22 protein-coding genes and 1 pseudogene are annotated in these 22,664 nt (G+C 39.5%); 11 read left to right on the top strand and 12 right to left on the bottom strand.

The annotated features are described in order from the left end of the window. Window positions 1–29: 29 nt before the first annotated feature. On the bottom strand, window positions 30–665 hold the full coding sequence (gene rnt, locus P3L44_RS11905; RefSeq protein ID WP_272662517.1) for a ribonuclease T: 636 nt from the start codon (window positions 663–665) through the stop codon (window positions 30–32). A gap of 144 nt (window positions 666–809) precedes the next feature. Beyond that, on the bottom strand, window positions 810–1,217 hold the full coding sequence (gene gloA, locus P3L44_RS11900) for a lactoylglutathione lyase (RefSeq protein ID WP_036958666.1): 408 nt from the start codon (window positions 1,215–1,217) through the stop codon (window positions 810–812). A gap of 168 nt (window positions 1,218–1,385) precedes the next feature. Between gloA and P3L44_RS11895 the strand changes: the two genes are divergently transcribed. Together P3L44_RS11895 and slyA are read left to right on the top strand one after the other, a co-directional pair. Then, window positions 1,386–1,625, top strand: a complete 240-nt coding sequence (locus tag P3L44_RS11895; RefSeq protein ID WP_004263835.1) for a DUF1289 domain-containing protein — start codon at window positions 1,386–1,388, stop codon at window positions 1,623–1,625. A 535-nt stretch (window positions 1,626–2,160) separates the two neighbouring features. Continuing rightward, entirely contained in the window at window positions 2,161–2,595 is a 435-nt protein-coding gene (gene slyA, locus P3L44_RS11890) for a transcriptional regulator SlyA (RefSeq protein WP_094961765.1), read from the top strand. Window positions 2,596–3,031: 436 nt separating this feature from the next. Here the strand turns inward: slyA and P3L44_RS11885 are convergent, their stop codons facing one another. Beyond that, a complete protein-coding gene (locus P3L44_RS11885; RefSeq protein ID WP_036958672.1) occupies window positions 3,032–3,499 on the bottom strand; it encodes a glycine zipper 2TM domain-containing protein in 468 nt (155 codons plus the stop codon). A 530-nt stretch (window positions 3,500–4,029) separates the two neighbouring features. On the opposite strand from P3L44_RS11885, the gene anmK reads away from it, so the two are divergent. The 4 genes from anmK (at window position 4,030) to pdxY (ending at window position 8,358) form a co-directional block, all read left to right on the top strand. Further along, window positions 4,030–5,151 carry an anhydro-N-acetylmuramic acid kinase gene (gene anmK, locus P3L44_RS11880; RefSeq protein WP_272662518.1) on the top strand — a complete coding sequence of 374 codons (1,122 nt, stop codon included), beginning with the start codon at window positions 4,030–4,032 and terminating at the stop codon, window positions 5,149–5,151. 20 nt (window positions 5,152–5,171) lie between these two features. Continuing rightward, window positions 5,172–5,825 (top strand): pyridoxamine 5'-phosphate oxidase, encoded by a 654-nt coding sequence (pdxH, locus tag P3L44_RS11875; protein ID WP_036958675.1) that lies wholly within the window; start codon window positions 5,172–5,174, stop codon window positions 5,823–5,825. Between the two features lie 161 nt (window positions 5,826–5,986). Beyond that, a complete protein-coding gene (gene tyrS, locus P3L44_RS11870; RefSeq protein WP_004910453.1) occupies window positions 5,987–7,261 on the top strand; it encodes a tyrosine--tRNA ligase in 1,275 nt (424 codons plus the stop codon). 233 nt (window positions 7,262–7,494) lie between these two features. Continuing rightward, window positions 7,495–8,358, top strand: a complete 864-nt coding sequence (gene pdxY, locus P3L44_RS11865; RefSeq protein WP_004910455.1) for a pyridoxal kinase PdxY — start codon at window positions 7,495–7,497, stop codon at window positions 8,356–8,358. A 54-nt stretch (window positions 8,359–8,412) separates the two neighbouring features. Here pdxY and gstA read toward each other — a convergent pair whose 3' ends face one another. Continuing rightward, window positions 8,413–9,018, bottom strand: coding sequence for a glutathione transferase GstA (gstA, locus tag P3L44_RS11860; protein WP_272662542.1), 606 nt, complete (start codon window positions 9,016–9,018; stop codon window positions 8,413–8,415). Window positions 9,019–9,324: 306 nt separating this feature from the next. Between gstA and P3L44_RS11855 the strand changes: the two genes are divergently transcribed. Next, window positions 9,325–10,191, top strand: coding sequence for a DUF817 domain-containing protein (locus P3L44_RS11855; protein WP_272662520.1), 867 nt, complete (start codon window positions 9,325–9,327; stop codon window positions 10,189–10,191). Here the strand turns inward: P3L44_RS11855 and P3L44_RS11850 are convergent. Continuing rightward, window positions 10,188–11,213 carry a LacI family DNA-binding transcriptional regulator gene (locus P3L44_RS11850; RefSeq protein WP_140170559.1) on the bottom strand — a complete coding sequence of 342 codons (1,026 nt, stop codon included), beginning with the start codon at window positions 11,211–11,213 and terminating at the stop codon, window positions 10,188–10,190. The genes P3L44_RS11855 and P3L44_RS11850 overlap by 4 nt on opposite strands. Window positions 11,214–11,333: 120 nt before the next feature. Between P3L44_RS11850 and iolE the strand changes: the two genes are divergently transcribed. From iolE to P3L44_RS22135, 3 genes and pseudogenes are all read left to right on the top strand, one after another. Further along, window positions 11,334–12,254: a myo-inosose-2 dehydratase gene (gene iolE / locus P3L44_RS11845; RefSeq protein ID WP_125890985.1), complete on the top strand. Its 921-nt coding sequence runs from the start codon at window positions 11,334–11,336 to the stop codon at window positions 12,252–12,254. A gap of 9 nt (window positions 12,255–12,263) precedes the next feature. Beyond that, window positions 12,264–13,433: a Gfo/Idh/MocA family protein gene (locus P3L44_RS11840; RefSeq protein ID WP_125890986.1), complete on the top strand. Its 1,170-nt coding sequence runs from the start codon at window positions 12,264–12,266 to the stop codon at window positions 13,431–13,433. Window positions 13,434–13,535: 102 nt separating this feature from the next. Beyond that, a pseudogene (locus P3L44_RS22135) lies at window positions 13,536–13,718 on the top strand (KR domain-containing protein); the annotation flags it as partial. 155 nt (window positions 13,719–13,873) lie between these two features. Here the strand turns inward: P3L44_RS22135 and sapF are convergent. The 7 genes from sapF to pspF form a co-directional block, all read right to left on the bottom strand. Then, on the bottom strand, window positions 13,874–14,677 hold the full coding sequence (gene sapF, locus P3L44_RS11835; protein ID WP_004263864.1) for a putrescine export ABC transporter ATP-binding protein SapF: 804 nt from the start codon (window positions 14,675–14,677) through the stop codon (window positions 13,874–13,876). Then, the gene (gene sapD / locus P3L44_RS11830) at window positions 14,678–15,673 is read right to left on the bottom strand and encodes a putrescine export ABC transporter ATP-binding protein SapD (protein ID WP_094961769.1); all 996 of its coding nucleotides are present in this window, start codon (window positions 15,671–15,673) and stop codon (window positions 14,678–14,680) included. After that, window positions 15,673–16,563, bottom strand: a complete 891-nt coding sequence (gene sapC, locus P3L44_RS11825; RefSeq protein WP_140170558.1) for a putrescine export ABC transporter permease SapC — start codon at window positions 16,561–16,563, stop codon at window positions 15,673–15,675. Before sapC ends, sapD begins: the two co-directional genes overlap by 1 nt. Further along, window positions 16,550–17,515, bottom strand: a complete 966-nt coding sequence (gene sapB, locus P3L44_RS11820) for a putrescine export ABC transporter permease SapB (RefSeq protein ID WP_094961771.1) — start codon at window positions 17,513–17,515, stop codon at window positions 16,550–16,552. Before sapB ends, sapC begins: the two co-directional genes overlap by 14 nt. Beyond that, window positions 17,512–19,197: an ABC transporter substrate-binding protein SapA gene (sapA, locus tag P3L44_RS11815; RefSeq protein WP_094961772.1), complete on the bottom strand. Its 1,686-nt coding sequence runs from the start codon at window positions 19,195–19,197 to the stop codon at window positions 17,512–17,514. The genes sapB and sapA overlap by 4 nt, the downstream gene beginning before the upstream one ends. A gap of 366 nt (window positions 19,198–19,563) precedes the next feature. Beyond that, on the bottom strand, window positions 19,564–20,169 hold the full coding sequence (locus P3L44_RS11810; RefSeq protein ID WP_153673489.1) for a hypothetical protein: 606 nt from the start codon (window positions 20,167–20,169) through the stop codon (window positions 19,564–19,566). Window positions 20,170–20,657: 488 nt separating this feature from the next. Beyond that, a complete protein-coding gene (pspF, locus tag P3L44_RS11805) occupies window positions 20,658–21,674 on the bottom strand; it encodes a phage shock protein operon transcriptional activator (RefSeq protein WP_004263890.1) in 1,017 nt (338 codons plus the stop codon). Window positions 21,675–21,952: 278 nt separating this feature from the next. Here pspF and pspA point away from each other — a divergent pair, with 278 nt between their 5' ends. After that, complete coding sequence (gene pspA / locus P3L44_RS11800) at window positions 21,953–22,615, top strand: phage shock protein PspA (RefSeq protein WP_272662523.1); 663 nt, start codon at window positions 21,953–21,955, stop codon at window positions 22,613–22,615. Window positions 22,616–22,664 lie beyond the last annotated feature (49 nt).

Raw genomic sequence — 22,664 nt, 5'->3', positions numbered from 1 at the left:
AATAGCGATTAATTAAAAAATTATTGGGGTTATTCAATAATTGGCCAACCACCCAGCTTTTTCCATTTATTAACGATCTCACAAAATAGCAGAGCCGTTCGATTGGTGTCATACAGTGCGCCATGAGCTTGTTTACCATCAAATGGAATACCTGCGGAAACACAAGCTTTTGCTAGAATTGTTTGACCGAATACTAAGCCGCTCAGTGCCGCAGTATCGAAGGTTGCAAATGGATGGAAAGGATTACGTTTTAAACCTGCTCGTTCGGCTGCATTCATCACAAAACTGTGATCAAAATTTGCATTATGAGCGACAATAATTGCACGATTGCAATCTGTATTTTTCATTCCTTTGCGAATGACTTTGAATATCGCATGAAGAGCCTCATATTCACTAACAGCACCGCGTAGAGGGTTTGTTGGATCAATCCCTGTGAAGGCAAGAGCAGATGGCTCAAGATTAGCACCTTCAAAAGGTTCTACATGAAAATGTAATGTTTCATCCATGGAGAGCCAGCCGTCTTTATCCATTTTTAAGGTGATGGCAGCAATCTCTAACAGGCCGTCAGTTTTAGCATTGAACCCGCCTGTTTCAACATCAATAACGACAGGATAGTATCCCCTGAAACGGTTCACTAGGGCATTTGGATTGTTTTTTTCAGACATTAGGACTTTCAATTTTAGTTTTCTGGTTAGGTAACATTATGCCAAAACCAGTAAAAATTTGCAGGTAAACAGTGATAAAAGTTTAGGCGCTAGATTTGGCACCTAAACTTTAAACTATATAGTACTTTTAAATTATATAGTTAATTAATGGCCTAACCCTTTACTTGCGCTTTTGTTTTCGATCAACTCAATCTTATAGCCATCAGGGTCTTCAACAAAAGCAATCACTGTTGTTCCACCTTTAACAGGGCCGGCTTCACGTGTTACGTTACCTCCTGCACTACGTATATCATCGCATGTTTTTGCAACATCATCGACGCCCAAGGCGATATGACCATATGCGTTACCCATATCGTATTGGTCAACCCCCCAGTTATAGGTCAACTCGATTACAGCGCCTTCACTTTCATCGCTGTAGCCAACAAATGCGAGAGAATATTTATACTCTGTATTTTCACTAGTTCTTAATAAACGCATGCCTAACACTTTCGTGTAAAAATCAATAGAACGCTGCATATCAGTAACACGTAACATAGTATGGAGTAAGCGCATTTTTAAACCTCTTAGAATCAGCCTGAATCGATTTACTTATTAATATAACGTGCTTAAATTAATAAATACAATGATTACAGTTTGTTTTTTGAACAAATAATGGTAATACTCATTTTCAGGAGTATATCATACATTTATCAGTGATTTTTTCTTTTGAAGGGGAAACTTATGGCGGAACAACTTGAATTTTTTGAGATCCCCAGCCCTTGCCGTGGTATTTGCCAAAGTAATGAACAAGGCTATTGTCGAGGTTGCTATCGCACTCGTGATGAGCGTTTTAATTGGCTAAAATTCTCTGATACTGAAAAACGAAATGTACTTCGTTTATGTCGTCAACGTTATTTAAGAATATTAAATAAAAAAACAGAACAAGAAAAAATCATAGATACACAACAACAACTCTTTTAGTTCACAGTTTTAAATATAATCATAAAAATAAATCAAATGTTTTATTTCTAATGTAAACTAATTCAGGTTGAATTGTTAGCAAAATATTTATTTCTTGGTTTATATTTCAATAAAATTTTATTTATTCAAAATAGGTATAGGTTGAATCAAAATGACTGTAATTAACATGATTTTAAGATTAACTATATTTATTTGTTTTTTAAAGAGTTATTTGGCGTTACTTTTTTTATTGTTATTCATGGCTACTATAAGAGCTAAAATAGATAGATCAAAAAGGAGAGTGCGGCTATTCTTATTAATAAGATAATTGATAGGTTATCTGATTAATCCTAGATTGAGATAATGGATGAATCAGTGATGTATTAATTAGAGATATATCGCATAATAAAACAGCTACTATAACTAGGAATAGGTATTTAATAGCTAATGTATAAATAAAAAGCTGTAAATATAAAAGGAAATTAATATATAATTCAAAAAATAATATGAGGACGGTATATTTTTTAGACATTATAATTATATAAAGGAGGGTAAATTGGAATCACAAATTGGGACAGAGTTATCACGTGTTGTTCGCATGTGGAGAGCATTAATCGACTATCGTTTGAAGCCTCTTAAGCTTACACAGACACATTGGGTTACATTGCATAATATAAGTCAACTACCACCTGAGCAATCTCAAATACAGTTAGCGAAAGCGATTGGTATTGAACAGCCTTCATTAGTAAGGACTCTAGATCAATTAGAGGAAAAAAAATTGATTTCTAGACATACTTGTACAAATGATAGGAGAGCTAAAAGAATAAAATTAACGGAAGAGTCTGAACCCTTTATTAAAACGGTAGACCAAGTCATAAATAATACGCGTATAGAAATACTGAACAACATTAGTAAAGATGAGCTTTACCAACTATCACAGTTACTTATGAAACTTGAAAAAAATATCTTGAGGCTACAAAATGACTCTTGATGTAAAAAATATGCCTAGCTAATGAATGACATATTAATTATTAAATTTGTGTTTAAAGTAATTTAGTATATGATTTTTTAATGAAATAGTAATTACACTTGGTTATAATTTTCATTAAATCATTATTATTATGAAATATAGTTAAGGCTATTAATTATTTTTTCGCTGTGATACCTTCATTTTTAATTGTTAGCTAGCTAATTTATCGGTAGATACTAATAAATACTTTATTAAAGGAGATAGGCTAAAATAAATTTATTGATTTGAATGCAAGGCATTTATATGTAAACAAGAAATTGTGTCATTCAAAAGCCATGCACAATAAATAAAAAATATGATTATCTACCATAAAGTAACGATATCATTCAGCAATACTATTTGTAAGTAATGCTCACCGGCCATGGCCGGTGAGCATGCCTAATTTAGTACTGTATGATTACCGAGGAGACACAGTAACAGTATTTCCGCTATTCGCAATCATAACACGTTGGCCATTACGGAAGGTGCTTGGGTCTTGTTTTTGAACAACAACAATGTTTTTACCGCTATCGAGGCGGATTTCTAATTGAACACCTTGGCTTCTATTTAATGCGCCTTGAGCTTCCTGACCAGCTAAACCACCTGCAATAGCACCTGCGGCAGTTGCTAATGTGTTACCTGTACCACCACCGATGGTGTTACCTAATAACCCACCAAGAACAGCACCACCAATTGCACCAATCACGTTACCGTCTTCACCAGCTTGAATAGTCACAGGGCGAGCATTCAGAACAGTACCATAAGTCACAGTCTGTACCTGTTTCGCATCCTTGGCTGAAATAGTATCACCAGAAAGCGTACTGGTATTGACACAGCCTGATAAAGCTGCAACTGCTACAACACCTACAAAAACTTTCTTAAGCATAAGAACTCCTATGAGATTTGCTGTCTGTGGCACTAACATAGCATCGTATATTTGTTTTCACCATAAACACAACAAGTATCAAAATAATGATATTAAAAAGCGATGGTTAGATTACCGATTTTGATTTAAATAGAGTGTAAACACTAGGTAAAATATCTCAAATTCGAGATGATTTCATTCAATAAGGCACTCTTTGTTAAATATTCATATAGGGTAGTCAGCTTATGAGCATCATTTCGCACCAGTTGCTAAAAGAATAGTCGTTAAAACTTTAGCTGAAATACTAAACAGTATTGCTAAGCTGATAAATGTATTATGTATCATTATATTGAAAATGAAAGTTTCAGATATTACAAAACGTCTTTTTAGTTGGGTTGTCTAGCAATTTATAGTTTTAGAGCATTTATTTATTATTCCTGCGAAGCGCTCCGAGAAATTGCATCGAATTGTTGACAAAATTTGTCATCAAAGCACAATCTTTTGTAGCTGAGCGTTGTAAAGTTAATGTGCACTCTGAAGGAACAAGAATAATGATGAAATCAGGTCGTTACATAGGGGTTATGTCAGGAACTAGCCTAGATGGTGTTGATGTCGTTCTTGCCGCAATTAGTGACAAATTTGTCGCAGAGCAATCCAGTTTGAGTGTTGCATTTCCCATTGAATTAAAAAAAAGAATTTTAGATATATGCCAAGGGCAAACAACAACGCTATCAGAGGTTGGTAAAATTGATCGAGAGTTAGGCTCTTTATATGCAGATGCGGTAAACCAACTTCTTATTCAAACTGGTTTAACATCTGAAGATATCATTGCTATCGGTTGCCATGGGCAAACTGTTTGGCATGAGCCCGATGGCGAACAGCCTTTTACTATGCAGTTAGGTGACAACAACCGTATTGCCGCTTTAACAGGGATCGCGACGGTAGGTGATTTTCGCCGAAGAGATATGGCTTATGGGGGACAGGGAGCACCTTTAGTTCCTGCATTTCACTTAGCTGTTTTAGGTCACCCTACAGAAAAACGAATTGTACTAAATATTGGTGGAATAGCTAATGTCACAGCTTTATTACCTGATGCCTATGTTAAGGGTTATGACACAGGGCCGGGAAATATGTTAATGGATACGTGGAGCTGGCGTATAAAGCAACAGGCATATGATAAAGACGGTGAATGGGCAAGTCGAGGTCAAGTTGATCATGCATTACTAAAAGCGATGCTAAGTGACCCATACTTTAGACGTTCATCACCGAAAAGTACGGGGCGTGAGTATTTCAACACACAATGGTTAGAGCAGCATTTAGTTCATTTTCCATCAATTTCAGCTGACGATGTTCAAGCCACTCTGTGCGAATTAACCGCAGCTTCTATCGCAGAACAAGTATTACTGTGTGGCGGTTGTGAGCGCTTAATAGTATGTGGTGGAGGGGCAAAGAATACTTTTCTAATGCAACGGATGGCAGCCTTGCTTCCGGGAATTGAAGTGGCACCAAGTGATAAATTTGGTTTAAGTGGGGATGATATGGAAGCTTTAGCATTTGCATGGCTAGCTGCTAGAACGGTATCTGGTCTTCCTGGAAATTTAGCCTCTGTTACTGGGGCAAGTAAAGAGACTGTGCTTGGGGCAATATACCCTAAAAATACCGATAAAAAATAACTGTGGTAAAGGACATAAAAATGAACGAGCTAGGTGAAATAGATCTTGCATCGGTACGTCGTGAATACACAAAAGGTGGGTTAAGACGTAATGACTTAACGCCAAACCCACTGACGCTTTTCGAACTTTGGATGAAGCAGGCGTGTGAAGCTCGCTTGAGTGACCCAACAGCAATGTGTGTTGCTACTGTGGATGAAACCGGGCAACCCTACCAGCGTATTGTACTTTTAAAACATTTTGATGATAAAGGCCTTGTATTTTATACCAATTTAGGTAGCCGAAAAGCACAGCATTTAGAAAAAAATAATAAAATTAGTCTACATTTCCCATGGTACCCATTAGAGCGCCAAGTCAATTTCACTGGGGTTGCTGAGCGTTTGAACCCTATTGAAGTTGTAAAATATTTTCATAGTAGGCCGAAAGATAGCCAAATTGCAGCATGGGCATCAGCACAGTCTTCTAAAATTTCAGCGCGTGGTATTTTAGAAGGAAAATTTTTAGAACTAAAACAAAAATTTAAGAACGGTGACGTCCCATTACCGAGTTTTTGGGGAGGATATCGAGTGGTATTTAATAGTGTTGAATTTTGGCAAGGCGGTGCACACCGTTTGCACGACCGTTTTTTATACCAGCGAGAAGGTGATGGCTGGAAAATTGATAGATTAGCCCCTTAGGATCATGTTTTTTAGCTGGCACTTAATTGATATGCGCTTTATGCTATAGCCTCATTTAAGTAAATTGACAAATTACACTGGTGAGTTTTTGATAAGCCTCTCAAACTTACTGGTCATTCAAACCAAAATAGATAGACAAAATACAACTGATGGAGTCATTGATGTCTAGCAATAACCTGATTAAACAATTGCAAGAGCGGGGCCTCGTTGCCCAGGTAACGGATGAGGATGCGTTAGCAGAGAGACTGGCGCAGGGCCCTATCTCTCTCTATTGTGGCTTCGATCCTACCGCTGATAGCTTGCATTTGGGACATCTGGTTCCTTTGCTGTGTTTAAAACGATTCCAACTAGCCGGGCACAAGCCTGTGGCGTTGGTCGGTGGCGCAACGGGCCTTATTGGAGATCCGAGCTTTAAAGCTACTGAACGTAAATTAAACACCACAGAAACCGTTCAAGAGTGGGTAGATAAAATTCGTAACCAAGTTTCACCGTTTTTAAGCTTTGATTGCGGTGATAACAGTGCACGCCTTGCTAACAACTATGATTGGTTTGGCAAAATGGATGTACTGACTTTCTTGCGTGATATTGGTAAGCACTTTTCTGTTAACCAAATGATTAACCGTGAGTCTGTTAAGCAACGCTTAAATCGTGATGACGTTGGTATCTCTTTTACTGAGTTTGCTTATAACCTTTTACAAGGTTATGACTTTGCAAATTTGAACAAAGAGATGGGTGTGGAACTGCAAATTGGTGGTTCTGACCAATGGGGTAACATCACTTCTGGTATCGATTTAACTCGCCGTCTACACCAAAACCAAGTATTTGGCATGACGGTACCTCTGATTACCAAAGCAGACGGCACTAAATTCGGTAAAACTGAGGGTGGTGCAGTTTGGTTAGACTCCAAGAAAACTAGTCAATATAAATTTTACCAGTTCTGGATCAACACTGCAGATGCCGATGTTTATCGCTTCTTAAAATTCTTCACATTTATGGAAATAGATGAAATCAATGCACTGGAAGAAGAAGATAAAAACAGCGGAAAAGCGCCTCGGGCTCAATATGTATTGGCAGAATTAGTCACTAAACTGGTACATGGTGAAGAAGGGCTTGCTGCTGCAAAACGTATTACTGAAAGCTTATTCTCTGGTGCAGTATCTGATTTAACTGAAGCTGATTTTGAACAATTAGCTCAAGATGGTATTCCTTGTATTACCTTAGAAGCAGGTGCTGATTTACAGCAAGCTTTAGTAGATTCAGAGTTAACGCCTTCTCGTGGGCAAGCAAGAACGGCAATTAGTTCTAACGCTGTATCTATTAATGGCCAGAAACAAACTGAGCCAATGTATGTCTTCTCTGATGCAGACCGCCTGTTTGGGCGTTATACATTGATCCGTCGCGGTAAGAAAAACGACTGTTTAATTAATTGGAAATAGCTCTGACTAACCTTTGTAATATCAGCCCGGAATCTTCCGGGCTATACTCGTCATAATTCAAACTGTATTGGTGTTGACTGCGCTAGGCTCTCTGAATTGCATACTGATGTATGTCCTCGGCTTATTTTCTTATGTCACCTATATATGACTTGGATTATTTGGAGTGTATTCATATTTGCAATGGGTAATCACTGATTTCTCTTCATTCGACATAACAATTTTTTGGGTTCTCAATGAAAAGCGTATTATCAATTCAATCCCATGTTGTTTTCGGCCATGCAGGAAACAGTGCTGCTGCATTTCCTATGTGCCGAATGGGCGTAGATGTGTGGCCACTCAATACCGTACAATTTTCGAATCATACACAGTACTCACAATGGACTGGAAGTGTCTTTCCAGCGCAGCACTTAACCGATATCGTTGATGGTTTAGCTAAAATCCATAAATTAGAAATTTGTGATGCTGTATTAAGTGGCTATATTGGGTCTGCAGAGCAAGGGAATGATATTCTTGCTATCGTGCAAAGAGTAAAAGCAGCAAACCCCCAAGCCCTGTATTTTTGTGATCCAGTCATGGGGCATCCTGAGAAGGGTTGTATTGTTGCTCCTGGGGTTGCTGAATTCCTTTGTGAGCGCGCACTGGCTGCTAGTGATGTCATCGCACCAAATTTACTAGAACTAGAAACCTTAACGGGTAGAACCATTAAAAATGTCGACGAGGCCGCGCAAGCTGCCCGTGAATTGTGCCACAAAGGCCCTAAAATAGTGCTTGTTAAGCATTTAAATCGTGCGGGATATCGTGCTGATCGTTTTGAGATGATTTTGGTTACTGCGGAACATAGCTGGCATGTTAGTCGTCCATTAGTTGATTTTGGTGAAAAACAACCTGTTGGTGTTGGTGATTTGACCAGTGGTTTAATGTTGGTTAACTTATTGAAAGGTGAGCCTTTAGATAAGGGATTAGAGCACGTCGCAGCTGCGGTATATGAAGTGATGATAAAAACCAAAGAAATGGAGGAATACGAATTACAACTCGTTGCTGCTCAAGACAAAATGGTTAACCCAAAACATAATTTCTGTGCAACACAATTAGATTAAATTGATTTGTATTATCAAAGATAGCGCTCTACTGAAAGAGCGCTATTTTACAGATTAGATTAGGCCTTCCGCTTTTAATGCGTCTTGAACATTAGGGCGTTTAGCTATTTTAGCACTGTAATCTTGCAGGTGGTTTAAGCTAGTCAAATCAAGCCCAACGTGTTTTGCCCAATTACTCACAGTGAATAAATAGGCATCTGCGACACTAAAAGTATCTCCAGCAAAGAAAGCCTGTTTAGCGAGCACGTTATCAACATACGCAAACTTATTAAACAATACATTACGGACAGTATCTTTATACTCTTCTGGTGTTCCTGGAGTGAATAAAGGTGAGAACGTTTTATGTAGCTCTGTTGAAATAAAATTCAAGGCTTCTAGTTGGTGATAACGCTTCATCGAACCTGGAAGTGCGATCAGGTTACGATCCGGTTTTTGATCCGCAATATATTGAACAATAACAGCACCTTCAGTGAGTTGTTCGCCATTATCTAGCACTAAGGTTGGTACCTGTCCTTTTGGGTTTATTGCTAAAAAGTCTTCACCTTTCTCAGTCTTTTTTTCTTTTATATTCACTCGCTCAATACTGAAATCTAAACCAGTTTCACGCAGAATGATGTGGGGAGAAAGTGAGCAAGCACCGGGAGCGTAATATAATTTCATCATAAAACTCCTAAATTGTTGGATTGGCATTCATATAGCAAATAAACACATATTGCTTAAGTATATCATTACTTTCTATTAACGAATTGCCATCAGGTGCGAGTTAAACAATAAAACCCATAATTGGATGGAAAGTATCGTCAATATTAATAGGTAGTGTAAATCTAGTGATTAAAGCTATAAATAATAAAAATGCATAAATTTAAGATAGTTACCTTATGTAGAGTAATTCGATTTTGCTAAACTCCTCGCCTAATCTTCGGAAAGAAAACAAACCGAATAATAAAAGAATAGGTGAGTGAATAGATGACCAGTTTGTGTCAGAAATTGAATTTTTTAGGAAAGTTAGACCAAATTTTAATGGCTCACCAGCCGAATAATAGCCATGGAATTAAACGCTTTCTATTAGAGTTTTGGTTTTTCGGTTTAATTAATGCTCGTTCTTGTTTATTAGCTGGTTTTTTCTTTTTGGCACTATTCTTAGTCCCAGCTAAAGGATTAATAGGTATTCCTCGCTATGACCTGTTACTAATTTTTGCCGTTGCTTTTCAAGCTTTGTTAGTGTGGTCAAAGTTAGAAACTTGGGATGAATTAAAGGCTATTTGTGTTTTCCATTTAGTCGGTTTTATGATGGAGCTATTTAAAACTTCAGCAACGATAGGTTCTTGGCAATATCCCGATGAGGCCTATACGAAGCTTTGGGGAGTTCCTCTATTTACTGGTTTTATGTATGCCGCCGTAGGGAGCTATATCATTCAATCTTGGCGATTTTTTAAAGTCAGAATTGAACACTATCCACCTTATTGGATGGCGACACTGGTCGCACTGGCTATTTATATTAATTTTTTTAGCCACCATTATATTGATGACTATCGTTGGTATTTAGCGACGTTTATTATGGGGTTGTATGCGCGCAGTATGGTTTTTTACACTCCGCTAGATAAAGAGCGAAAAATGCCATTATTACTTGCATTTATGCTAATTGGTTTTTTTATTTGGCTAGCTGAGAATTTTGGGACATTTTTTGGTGTTTGGCAGTATCCAAACCAAATTGGTGCTTGGTCAATGGTACATGCAGGTAAGTGGGGAGCATGGTCACTGTTGGTGATTGTCACATTTACGATAGTCGTTCACCTTAAACATATTAAAGCCAATGTGACGATAGCACGTTAATATTGGGGGCAGTTTTCGCGAATGTAAATATCAAAACGGGTAAAGCCATCGATAGGTATTTGTATTTTGTCGCGTTTAAAATGATCACTTAGGATATCCATTACGCGGCGAACTTCCAGTTGAGGGTTTTGATCTAAAATAGCATCGATGACGCCTTCACGTAACATTTGTATGCGTCTATCTGATAACTCATGAGTGATCAATGTCACTACATTATGTAATCCCATAATTTGTAATGCACTGGCAATTTGTGAATTTCCAGATGTGACATTATAAATCCCTCGAATAGAGGGTTCTTTTCGTAGCACATCGCGTACCATTTCACCCGCCTTAATACTGTTTTCTTCGCTTTCTAAGCAGCGAGTTACGGAGCATTGAGGGAAACGTTCACGTAATACGTTGCGAAAACCAATCTCTCGTTCGCCTTGGCCAATAAACTCATTTAGGCCTAACACAATCACAACGTCACCCCCTTGTGAACCCATGAAGCGCCCCATTAACTCCCCTGCGGTGCGTCCCATTTGGCGGTTATCAGGACCAATATAGGCTATTCGTCCACAATTTGGTATATCTGTTGCTAGCGTTAAAATAGGGATCAAATTGGCAATTTTACGTAAGACATGAACAAGCGCGTCATATTGTGGACTAATAACCACGAGCGCATCATAAGACTTGGGAATTTGCATCACCTGTTCAACGGTTTTAGCCGTATCGTTGACATCTAAATAATGCAAGAAAAAATGTATTCGCCTTTCAGGTAGCTGAGTGCTGGCATCGGTAAAAGCATCGCGTAAACCTTTATAAAAAGGGTTTTTAGGCGATTGCATTAGCACCGCAACACGTAAAATCGGCATGTAGCTACGAAACAACGTTCGGTCAATATTGAGTCGATGTGCCCATTCTAATACTTTTGCTTGTTTTTTGGGATTAACGCCACCGCGTTGGTTTAATACACGGTCAACAGTACTTAAACTTACACCAGCTGCCTCCGCGACCTGTTGTAAAGTTGTTTTCCTACTCATCTATCTCTCCTGTTGATGTGAAAGCTTCAAAATTTGAAGGAAAACCTTCAATTATCCATTCGATTAACAAAACACCATCAATTAACTTATTAAGCAATCATTGATGGGGAGGAATGGGTGATGAATCACAAACAATTTTACGCGACAGGTCAAGCTCAGCTACAGATAGGGGTAAGCCCATTATCGTGGGTTAATGAGGTTTTACCTGAGTTTGGCATGGGAGTATCTGCAGAACAATGTTTGTCACAAGCGAGGCAGGCAGGTTATCAGGGAGTTGAAATGAGCCGAATTTTTCCGCGTGGACCCGCTCAGTTAACGCAACTATTGCAGAGATATCAACTCAGTTTAATTTCTGGTTGGTTCGATGGCTTTTTGACTGAAAGGAGCGTTGAAGATGAATTGAATGCCGTGGAGGCACACGCAAAGCTGTTACAGGCGTGCGGTTGTCAGGTCATGGTTTATGGTGAGTGTGGCTGGATGGCAGATAATGCTCTCGATATTCCATTTTCTAATAGACGTCTGTTACCTGTTGAACAGCGTAAAAGCTATGCGCAGAAACTCACTTCATTTTCCCAGCAACTGTATCAACGCTATGGCTTATACCTTGCTTATCACCACCATTTAATGATGGTCGCCGAAAGTTTTGATGAGATCCACAGCATTATTAGCCAATGTGGCGAAGAGGTCGGCTTATTGTTAGATACGGGTCATGCTGCCGCTGCCGGTTTTAATTATCAATATCTTATCAATGAGTTTGCTTCTCGGATTTGCCATATCCACTTGAAAGATGTGCGTAAGGAAGTCTTACAGAAAGTACAAACTGACCAACAAGGTTTCAATGATGGTGTGCGTAGAGGCATGTTTACTATCCCGGGAGATGGTTGTATTGACTACCAGCCTTTAGCGACATTTTTACACGGATCCGGTTACCAAGGCTGGATTGTAGTTGAAGCAGAACAAAACCCACAAATGGCACCGCCTTATGAAACGGTAGCGCGTGCTTATCAATACGTGACTCAACACATTTTAACTCGAAATTAAGGAATGATTATGGCGACGAAAACACTCAATGTAGGGTTAATTGGTTCAGGGTTTATGGGGCAAGCACATGCAGATGCATGGCGCCGTGCAGGCTTGTTATATGCAGACTTACCCTTAAAACCTGTACTACATACTTTGGCTGACGCAACAGCATCGATAGCAGAACAAGCCGCAAAACGTTTTGGATTTGCTCATTGGACCGCAGATTGGCGTGAAATGGTGCACCATCCAGAGATTGATATTGTTGACATTACAACACCAAATAACATGCACTTTGATATGGCTCTAGCTGCTATTCATGCAGGTAAACATGTGTACTGTGAAAAACCACTCACTGTTAGCCTTGAAGAAGCACATATTTTAGTAGAAGAAGCACGTAAGGCAAATGTGAAGACGATCATGGCCTTCAACAATATCAAAACACCAGCCGCGCAATTAGCAAAACAAATGATTGAACGCGGTGAGATTGGTGAGCTGACCCGGTTTCGTGGTTGGTTTGACCAAGGTTTTTTCAATGATCCCAATTTGCCTTGGAGCTGGCGTTGTTCACGAGAGTTGGCAGGTTCTGGTTCATTAGGTGATTTAGGCTCTCACGTGGTAAGTGTTGCCCAATATTTGATGGGGCCTGTCGCGAGTGTAATAGGGCAGGAGCAAACATTTATTAGCGAGCGGCCAGAAGCCGGGCAAGGCTCAGGTTATGGTGCCACCGCTAGCAGTCAGTCAGTGAAAAAACGGGTTGAAAATGATGACCAGTTTCAAGCATTAGTCCGTTTTACGAATCAAGCGGCGGGAGTGATTGAATCATCTCGTATCTCTGCGGGTAAAGTATTTGGTATTGCTTGGGAGGTATCTGGAACTGAAGGCACCATTATTATGGATGGTGAACGATTTAATGAGCTAAAAATTGCCCGTTATAGTGACTCTAATCATGATCGTGGTTTCAAAACTATTTATGCAGGTTCACAGGTTGATTCGTTCGCTGGGTTCTTTGGTTTTGACTTTGCGGGGGGGGGATTAGGCTATTTTGACATTAAAGTTATTGAAATTTATGACTTAATTAAAGGATTGGTGAGTAATCAGCCTTGTTTCCCTGATTTTACCTTTGGCTATGAAAATCAAAAAATCATTGATGCGATGATCCACTCATCGAACCGTGGGGGTGTGGTTTCGATTAAATAATCATCATGTTGATAGGATAAGGAGAATGATATGTCTGTATTATCATATAGACATAATGAAAGCGTGGCGTTGATAACCGGTGGGGCATAAGGTGTAGGGTTTTCCATTGCTAAACAGTTAGTTCATGAGGGCTGTCGGCGTATCATTCTCGCTGGTCGCGACTCGCAAAAGGGTGAGAAGGCGGTGGAAGAGTTACATGCTTTGGACTGTGAAACTTTGTTTATCTCAATTGACTTACAGTGTGCTGATGAATGTCTGGCATTAGTCGATATATATGCTAAGTGATGACGCGGGTGTGATGACGGGGAGTTTAGTGGATTACGATCAAAATATAACAGGGGCTTATCCAGAATAAGTTGGTCGCTAGATAAAAAATAGAGAGGGCAGATTGATACGCTGCTCCTCTTTACGTTCTGGATGCTTTTAATTCTTGCTATGCATTACAAGTCTTGCCGCCAAGCATCAATCGACAAGGGTTCACCGAAGTGACTTTCAATTAACCGGCGGGTAACGTCGTGGAGAGGGGCGGCTAAAACTTCTGCGGTATTACCACGCTCAACAACTTCGCCTTTATCCATGACAAGCATTTTATCGCTGACGTGTTTCATCATCCCCAAGTGCTGGGTAACATAGATAAATGCAATATCTTGTTTTGCTTGTAAATCTAACATTAAGTTGATGATTTGCGAGCGCATGGACATGTCTAACGAAGCTAACGCTTCATCAGCAATAATAATTTCGGGTTGTAGAATAAGTGCTCTTGCCAATGCAATACGTTGTTTTTGCCCAGATGCTAACATGTGTGGATAATATTCAGCGTGGTCGGCGAGTAACCCGACTTGGCGAAGCGTTTGAATAATACGCCTTTCACGTTCTATGCCAGTTAAGTCAGTGTTTAATTTTAAAGGGAGCTCAAGGGTTTGACCAATACGCTGCCTTGGGTTTAGGGATGTACTTGGATCTTGGAAAATCATGCGAATACGCTGGCAACGGTAGCTATAATCGCCAAAATTCAGGCGTTGTCCACGAATGAAAATATCGCCGCTGGTGGGTTCTACAACGCCTGATAACATTCGCGCAAGGGTTGATTTTCCTGAGCCATTGGCGCCAATAATAGCTAATGTTTGGCCTGCCTGTAAGTTAAAGCTAACGGGTTTGACGGCTTGTAATTCGTGTCGATGAAATAACCCTTCACGAAAACGGAAAGTTTTTGTGAGATTACGGACTTCAAGTAAGGTTTCCATTTAGGGTTGTTCCTCGGTGTTTAGCGGGTAATGGCAAGCAACGAGATGGCCTTTAATATTGCGTAATTGTGGCGCGTTGATGCAAGTTCGTTGTGCATAGGGGCAACGAGGTCCAAGGCGACAACCAATGGGCAAATGTTCAAGTGAAGGAATTGCACCAGGTAGCGTATTTAACCGCCCTTTATGGGGAAGAGGGCTTTCAAAATCAGGGATTGAGCGGATTAGTGCTTGAGTATAGGGGTGGCGTGGCCGTTGTAGAATATCCTCAGGAGTTGCGCTTTCCACTGTTTGCCCGCAATAGAGTACATTGATGCGATCAACAAGTTTCGACATCATTTCCATATCATGGCTAATGAGTAAAATTCCCATATTATTGTTTTGGTTTAATTTATCCAATAACCGGAAAATTTGAGCCTGAGTAGTTGACTCCATAGCATTGGTAGGTTCATCAGCGATTAATAACCGGGGTTGGTTAGCGATGGCAATCGCTATCATGACTTTTTGACATTCACCATCGGTTAATTCATAAGGATAACTGCGCATGATATCTTTATGATCTTTTATCCCCACACGGTGCAATAGCTCTATCGCACGACGTTTACGCCAATTAAAACGTTGCCACCAGCGGCCTTTATAAGTCCACCCTGGGATAGCTTGGATAAGCTGTTTACCAATATCAGCAGCTGGGTCGAGACAAGATTGTGGCTCTTGAAATATCATCGAGATATTATGGCCAATTAGTTTGCGGCGTTTACGTGGGCTGAGTTTTAGTAAGTCAATGTCTTGAAAGCGAAAACGGTCAGCTTTTACTCGAATATTATCTTTAGTCACGCCACAGATAGCTTTTGCAATAAGGCTTTTTCCAGAACCTGACTCGCCAACTAAACCTCTTATTTCCCCCTCAGATAGCGTCATTGAAACGCGGTCAACCGCTTTGACGGGGCCATTTGCAGTCATAAATTCGATAGTTAAATTGCGGATGTCTAGAAGTGGCATTATTCAACCCCCGCGTTGATGGCACGATGTAACCCGTCACCTAAAAGGTTAACAAAAAGCACGCTTATCATGATGGCAGCACCTGGCAAGATAACCGTCCAAGGAGCCACATAGATAAGCTCTAAAGTATCACCTAGCATAGCACCCCATTCAGAAGAGGGAAGTTGTGCACCTAAATCAAGAAAACCTAAAGCAGCAATATCTAAAATAGCGATAGAAAGTGCTCGAGCCAGTTCAGTGACGAGAATAGGGGTAATGTTAGGAAGTACGGTATACCATAAAATAAAAATGTTTGAAGCGCCATCAAGGCGTGCGGCAACGATGTATTCTTTATCTAACTCATCATGTACAGCGACATAGATAGTTCTTACCATTCGTGGAATTAATGCAAGGCAAATAGCTAGCATTGCATTTTGTAGGCTAGCGCCCATAAAGGCGACAACAATAATTGCCAGTAATAAGGAAGGAATTGACAGTAACGTATCGAGTATATGGTTAAAAATTGCAGATTTTAACCCGCGAGTCATCCCAGCTAAGCAGCCGAGAACTAATCCAATAAGTGTCGCAATCAGTGTGACTAAAATAGCGGCACCAAATGTCGATTTAGTACCAATCAATAGCCGACTTAGAATATCACGGCCCAGATCGTCTGTACCAAAGAAGAATGCCACTTCGCCATAATGAGACCAAGACGGCGGCGTTAATTGGTAACCTAGAAACTGTTGATCTAGTGCATAAGGTGCCAGATAAGAGCCAACAAAACATAAAATTAATAAAACCAACACACCAACAAACCCCACCATAGAGGTTACATCTGATGAGAAGATATTCCATACCACTCGAGTTGGGGATGGCATTTTTTGTTCACGATAAAAATTATCTGAGGACATACCAATCCTTATGTTTTAATGGGTCCATCATGGCACCTAAAATATCAGACAGCACATTTACAGTAATCACGAGCGCACCAATTAGCATCACCCCAGCAGAAATCGCAGAGTAGTCTTCTTGGCGGATTGCTGTAACCAACCAACGACCAAGCCCCGGCCAGTTAAAAACGAGTTCAGTGACCATGGTCAGTGTTAACATCGTAGAAAACTGTAAGCCAAGCTTAGGAATAATCGGTGGAATAGCATTATGAAAAATATGGCGGCGAATGATTTTAATCCGTGAAAGCCCTCGAATAGCGGCTGCTTTGATATAATTTTCACTGGCGATTTCTTCGGTGCTATTACGTACTAACCGAATAACCTCGGTTGTTGGTGCGAGTGCTAAAGTGAGGACAGGTAACACCATGTGCTCAAGTACATTGATAATCATATCTTTACGATAGGGGGAGTCAGAAAGCCATGCATCAACCAAGGCAAAGCCAGTCACCGTTTTTAAATTATATAATAGGTCAATTCGGCCAGATACAGGAAGCCATCCTAGATGTAATGAGAAAAAGAGAGTTAAAACCAGTGCAAGTACAAATACAGGGACAGAAAATCCTAATAAAGCAAAGACACTGATAGCAATATCTGCAGGCTTGTTACGCCAAAATGCAGCAATGATGCCGAGTGGTATACCTGTCGTTAAAGCAAAAATAAACGCTAAAATGCATAACTCCATGGTTGCAGGGAATGTGTCCCTTAATTGTTCGGTTATGGGTTCCCCGTTGATACTTGAAACACCAAAATCAAAATGGAGTAAGCCTTCAAAATAAAAAATATAGGCATCGATAAGTGATGCGCCGCTCAGAGGTGCATTAGGCGTAAAATAGCTTAAACTAAAGCTGACTAGCGATAAGAAGAACACCGTGACTAATAAAAGTAAAAAACGACGCAGTGAATAAATAATCATGGTTTCTGCCTCTGTTTTTTCGGAGAAACTTTTTCAGGCTGCTCCATTTCACGATACACGCCAGCAAATGAGGTATTACCAAACGCACTGATCATTAGGCCTTTTATATCATAGCGGTAGGCCTGTAAACGTAAAGAATAGGCGAGGGGTAAGACGGGTAAATCTTCTCCTAAAATTTGCTGTGCTTGGTGGTAATAATCTATACGTGCGGCTAATTGCTGTGTCAATAGTGCCTTATGTAAGATTTCATCAAAGGCAGGGTTACACCAATGGCTTAAATTGGTTTGGGAACCAATTGCTGCACAACTCAGTAGCGGACGGAAAAAACTGTCTGGGTCATTACTGTCAGTTGTCCAACCCGCTAATGTCATATCATGGCTTCTATCCATTAATTGGTTTTCTTGGAAACGGCCTTCGACAGAACGGATATTCATCACAATACCGACCTGCGCTAAATCAGCTTGGATAAGCTCTGCCATCTTAAGTGGGCTTGGGTTATATGATTGGGAGGCGATTGGTACCCATAAATCTAGTTTTAGATTTTCTAATCCCATCTCTTTGAGCATTTGCTTAGAAAGTTCGGGATTATAATCGGTGATCTTTGCTTGATTGTCATAAGCCCATGATGCTCTTGGTAAAATAGATGCAGCTGTTTCTGCCGTGCCGTAATAAATTGATTGCATTAGACGTTCATTATTAATTGCATACGCAATTGCTTGGCGTACTTTTAGCTTATCTAATGGCGGCTTGCTGGTGTTAAATGCGAGGTAGGCAATATTCATCCCAGAACGCATAGAAATTCGTAAACGCGGGTCATCGCGTAATACCTTTAACTGGCTTGCGGCAGGGTAAGCTAAAACGTCACATTCCCCAGTGAGTAATTTTGAAATACGGCCAGTTCCACCTGCTCCCATGTCAACAACCACTTCTTCCATACGAGGCAAGCCCTTCCAATAATTGTCATTTCTAAGAAGTCTAACGAATTGCCCTGCTTGGTAGTCATCTAAATGAAATGGCCCCGTACCAATTGGTCGCCAATCGATCAGCTCTTGGCGATTTATGCTTGAAAGGAAATCGGCATATTCGGATGAAAGAATAGGAGCATAATGTGTCGCCAAATGCCATAAAAAAGACGCATCAGGAGAGTTCAAACGAAACTCCACTGTATGGTTATTAATTTTACGTATGCTTTGCACGCTGTTGGCGAACTGTAAGCTATCGAAATAAGGGTAATGCCCCCCATTGATGTAGTGATAAGGGTGATTCACCTCAAACATGCGGGAAAAGCTGAACACAACATCATCAGCATTCATATTGCGCGTAGGTGTAAACCAAGTTGTATTTTGGAATTTTACATCTTTGCGCAAGTATAAACGGTAAGTTGCACCGTTATCTAAAACTTCCCATCTAGCAGCCAGTTCAGGAACCAAGCGATAAGTGAACGGATCAACATCTAATAGCCGATCATAAATTTGAGCACCGAGAGGGTCGACAATTAGCCCACTACTAACTAATTGTGGGTTAAACGTGGTAACGACCCCATTTACACAGTAAATAAAGCCTTTTTGGCGTATATCTGCAGGGACCTCGTTAGCCACAATATCGGTAAAGCGCTCTTGGTTATTAAGCGCTTGTGCAGACACAGAAATGATAAATAAAAACCAAACAGTTAATAGGCGCATACCACTGACATCGTTAACGAGAATTGACCTATTGTAGCGTAAAAATGGGGATACAGGGTATAAGCAAAATTTAGCCTCATAACGTATGAAAATTAAGCTAAAAGGGATGATGTTAATATAATAATCAACTTAAATTATTATATTAATCATTGAAGTATGTCTTAATGAGAAAAAATCTCATTAAAAAGCTTTACAAATGACACTGATAACGATTATCATTCGCTTTGTCACTTAAGCCGAGTGCTTATGTAGACAAGGCATGACATTGCTCACATTGCTTCCAGTGTTTTATTTGATAGCCAGCTTGGGTGCTGGCTTTTTTTTTATGGAGAAATAGATGAGTTTGTTTAGCTTAATTTCTAGCTATTATTTTAAACCCACATAGTGTAAGTCTTCATCGGTTACGTTGCCTTGAAGGGTACATAAGAAACGAACAACACCTCTTTGCTCATCTTTTTCAATAATCAGCATTTTTTCAGCAGCATTTGGTTCCAAGTTGTAATCTTGCGTTGCGTGTTCGTTAAATACCCATTTACTTTGCAAATTATGGCGGATCATCGGTGAGTAGATATAAGTATTTCCTACCTTTATAATCGCAATTCTTGATGACGTATAGCGGACAACCTCTTCAAGGCTTTGTGTTGTTTCAAATCCCCAAAAATAGTATTGGCCACGCAAGCCTAAATAGGCGAAGCCATCATATTTATCAAAATTACTATGACTAACAAAAAAACGGTTAAAAGTCACAATACCGGTTGGTGAAAAATTGAGATTAACAGAAACGTGTTCATTGGTGCCTAATTGGTTATGTTTCAATGCATTAGAAATATCGTTTAAAACAGGGTCATCTTTTATTTTCTTGAAGAAAGCGGCATCACAGTAAGAAAATGTTTTCATCAATGATTGCGCATTAACCGTAGGAGATAACCCTAGAAGAAAAAAGGTGATCGCTAGTACATTTATATTTTTCATAATAGGCTCCTCATATAATAAGAATTATATTAATAGAGATATCATATAAATATATTTCGCACAGTAGTTAAATATGACAAGGTGTAAATACAAATAATAAAACAGCATTAATCATATTAAAATAGAATTATCTATCTATATATAATTAACTAAACGTGCTAAAGAAAATTATATTTTTTATATAATAGCTAGTGGAAATTACTAATTATCACTTTTTTTGTGGGGGTCAAAATGGTTTTTAGTGTAATTTGGCTTAATTTTTTATGATGAAGTTATCTTTTAACTAATTGTTATTTATTGTTTTTATTTTATTTGGTTTTTTACTGATGCTGTTAGTAATTAAGTGATAAGTAATATTTAAAAGTGCAATGTGAAATTGGAAACATTTAGTAATAATAAAGCCCACGATTTTCAAATTTAAACTTTTTATCTCTAAGTATATTGCATTAGTTCAAACAATAAATTTGGATTGTTTGAACTAATGACTATTAAATTTCAATATTTATTTGATGTTTTTTAATTAAACCACGCAGTTGGTCATAACTTAGAGATAACCGTTGTGCTGCTTTACGCTGATTAAAATGACAATCTGCTAGCGCTTGTTCTAATAGTGCTTTTTCAGATTGCTGCTGCCACTGACGTAAGTCACAAGGTAGTGAAGGTAAAATGGTATTTGCTTGTTGGGAAGGCTGTATGGGTTGGGGGCTTGGTGATTCATGCAGCTCAGCAAGTTTTTCACCAAATGGATTGAAAATAATATTATCAACGGGTTCAGCATGATTTCCATGGCGGTATATTGAACGCTCAATGACATTTTTTAATTCGCGTACATTACCTGGCCATGGGTAGTTTTGCAGGGCTTGTTGGGCATGTCGTGTAAAACCTGTAAAGTGCGAACGTTTTAATTCACCACACATTAAAATAGCAAAATGCTCTGCTAATAATAATATATCAGGTTGCCGTTCACGTAATGGGGGAAGGCGAATGACATCAAAAGCCAGTCTATCTAAGAGGTCGGCTCGAAAACGACCTTGTTTGGCGAGTTCGGGTAAATTGGCATTTGTGGCACAGATTAAACGCACATCTACGTGTAAAGCTTGGCTTCCACCGACACGTTCAAGCTCGCCATATTCAATGACACGCAGGAGTTTCTCTTGAACTGACATAGGTGCAGTCGCGAGTTCGTCAAGAAAAAGAGAACCTTTGTCAGCTCGTTCAAAGCGCCCTTGATGGCGTTTTTGGGCTCCCGTAAAAGACCCCGCTTCATGTCCAAATAATTCAGAATCCAGCAAATTCTCATTGAGTCCGCTGCAATTGAGAGAGATAAAAGCTTCTTGCCAGCGAGGGGAAAGGTAATGGAGTCTATCTGCGATAAGCTCTTTACCCGTGCCGCGTTCACCGATAACTAAAACAGGTTTATTGAGTTGTGCGAGTTCAGAGGCTTGTTCGAGTACATCGAGAAAATTACTTGAAACGCCAAGAATAGGTTCATTGGTTTCTTTCATGGTTTTTTTCGCCAATAGTTGGTTTAAAATGCCTGTATTTGAACTATAGACTAAAATGATTTTCAGGGGAAGCTTATAATTATTCTCTTTAAAATCATATCAATATGAATTAATTTAAAAGTTGGCACGCCAATTGCTATTTAAAATATGTAACAGCAGTAGCTAAATACAGCAACATGCGAATTGTTGTTAGACTTACGGAGCGTCAGGTATGGGTTGGAAGCCAAATCAGGTCGAGGCGCTACAGAATGATTAAATCCATCAAGGGGATATAAACAATGGGTATTTTTTCACGTTTTGCCGATATCATTAATGCAAACATCGCTTCTTTGTTAGACAAAGCAGAAGATCCGCAAAAAATGATCCGTCTGATGATTCAAGAAATGGAAGATATGTTAGTTGAAATCCGGTCAACATCAGCACGTACTTTAGCAGAAAAGAAAGGTTTAGAACGTCGCATTGAGATGGGCGAAAAACAAGTTGCTGATTGGCAAGAAAAAGCAGAATTAGCGCTGGTGAAAGATAAAGAAGATTTAGCGCGTGCGGCACTGATTGAAAAGCAAAAAGTGAGTGCAATGGTCGATACCTTAAAACACGAGCTGATTATTGTTGATGAAACCTTGACTCGCTTGAAAGGTGAAATCACTGAATTAGAAAACAAACTGCAAGAAACTCGTGCGAAACAGCAATCAATGGTTGTTCGTATGGAAGCTGCACAATCTAGTCGTAATGTACGTCGTCAGCTGGATAGCGGCAAACTGGATGAAGCAATGGCGCGTTTTGAACAGTTTGAGCGCCGTATAGACCATATGGAAGGTGAAGCCCAAAGTTATGGTATTGGGAAACAAAAATCACTGGATCAACAGTTTGCAGAGTTAAAAGCAGACGACGAAATAAGTGCGCAATTAGCGGCACTTAAAGCTAAAATCAATAAAGATTAGTAACAGTTATTTTGATGCACTGGTACGTTAGTAATATCGTATCAGTGCC

This window comes from Providencia sp. PROV175 (genome assembly GCF_032707045.1).
GTDB lineage: Bacteria > Pseudomonadota > Gammaproteobacteria > Enterobacterales > Enterobacteriaceae > Providencia > Providencia hangzhouensis.
This window is presented reverse-complemented; position numbering and strand designations above follow the sequence as displayed.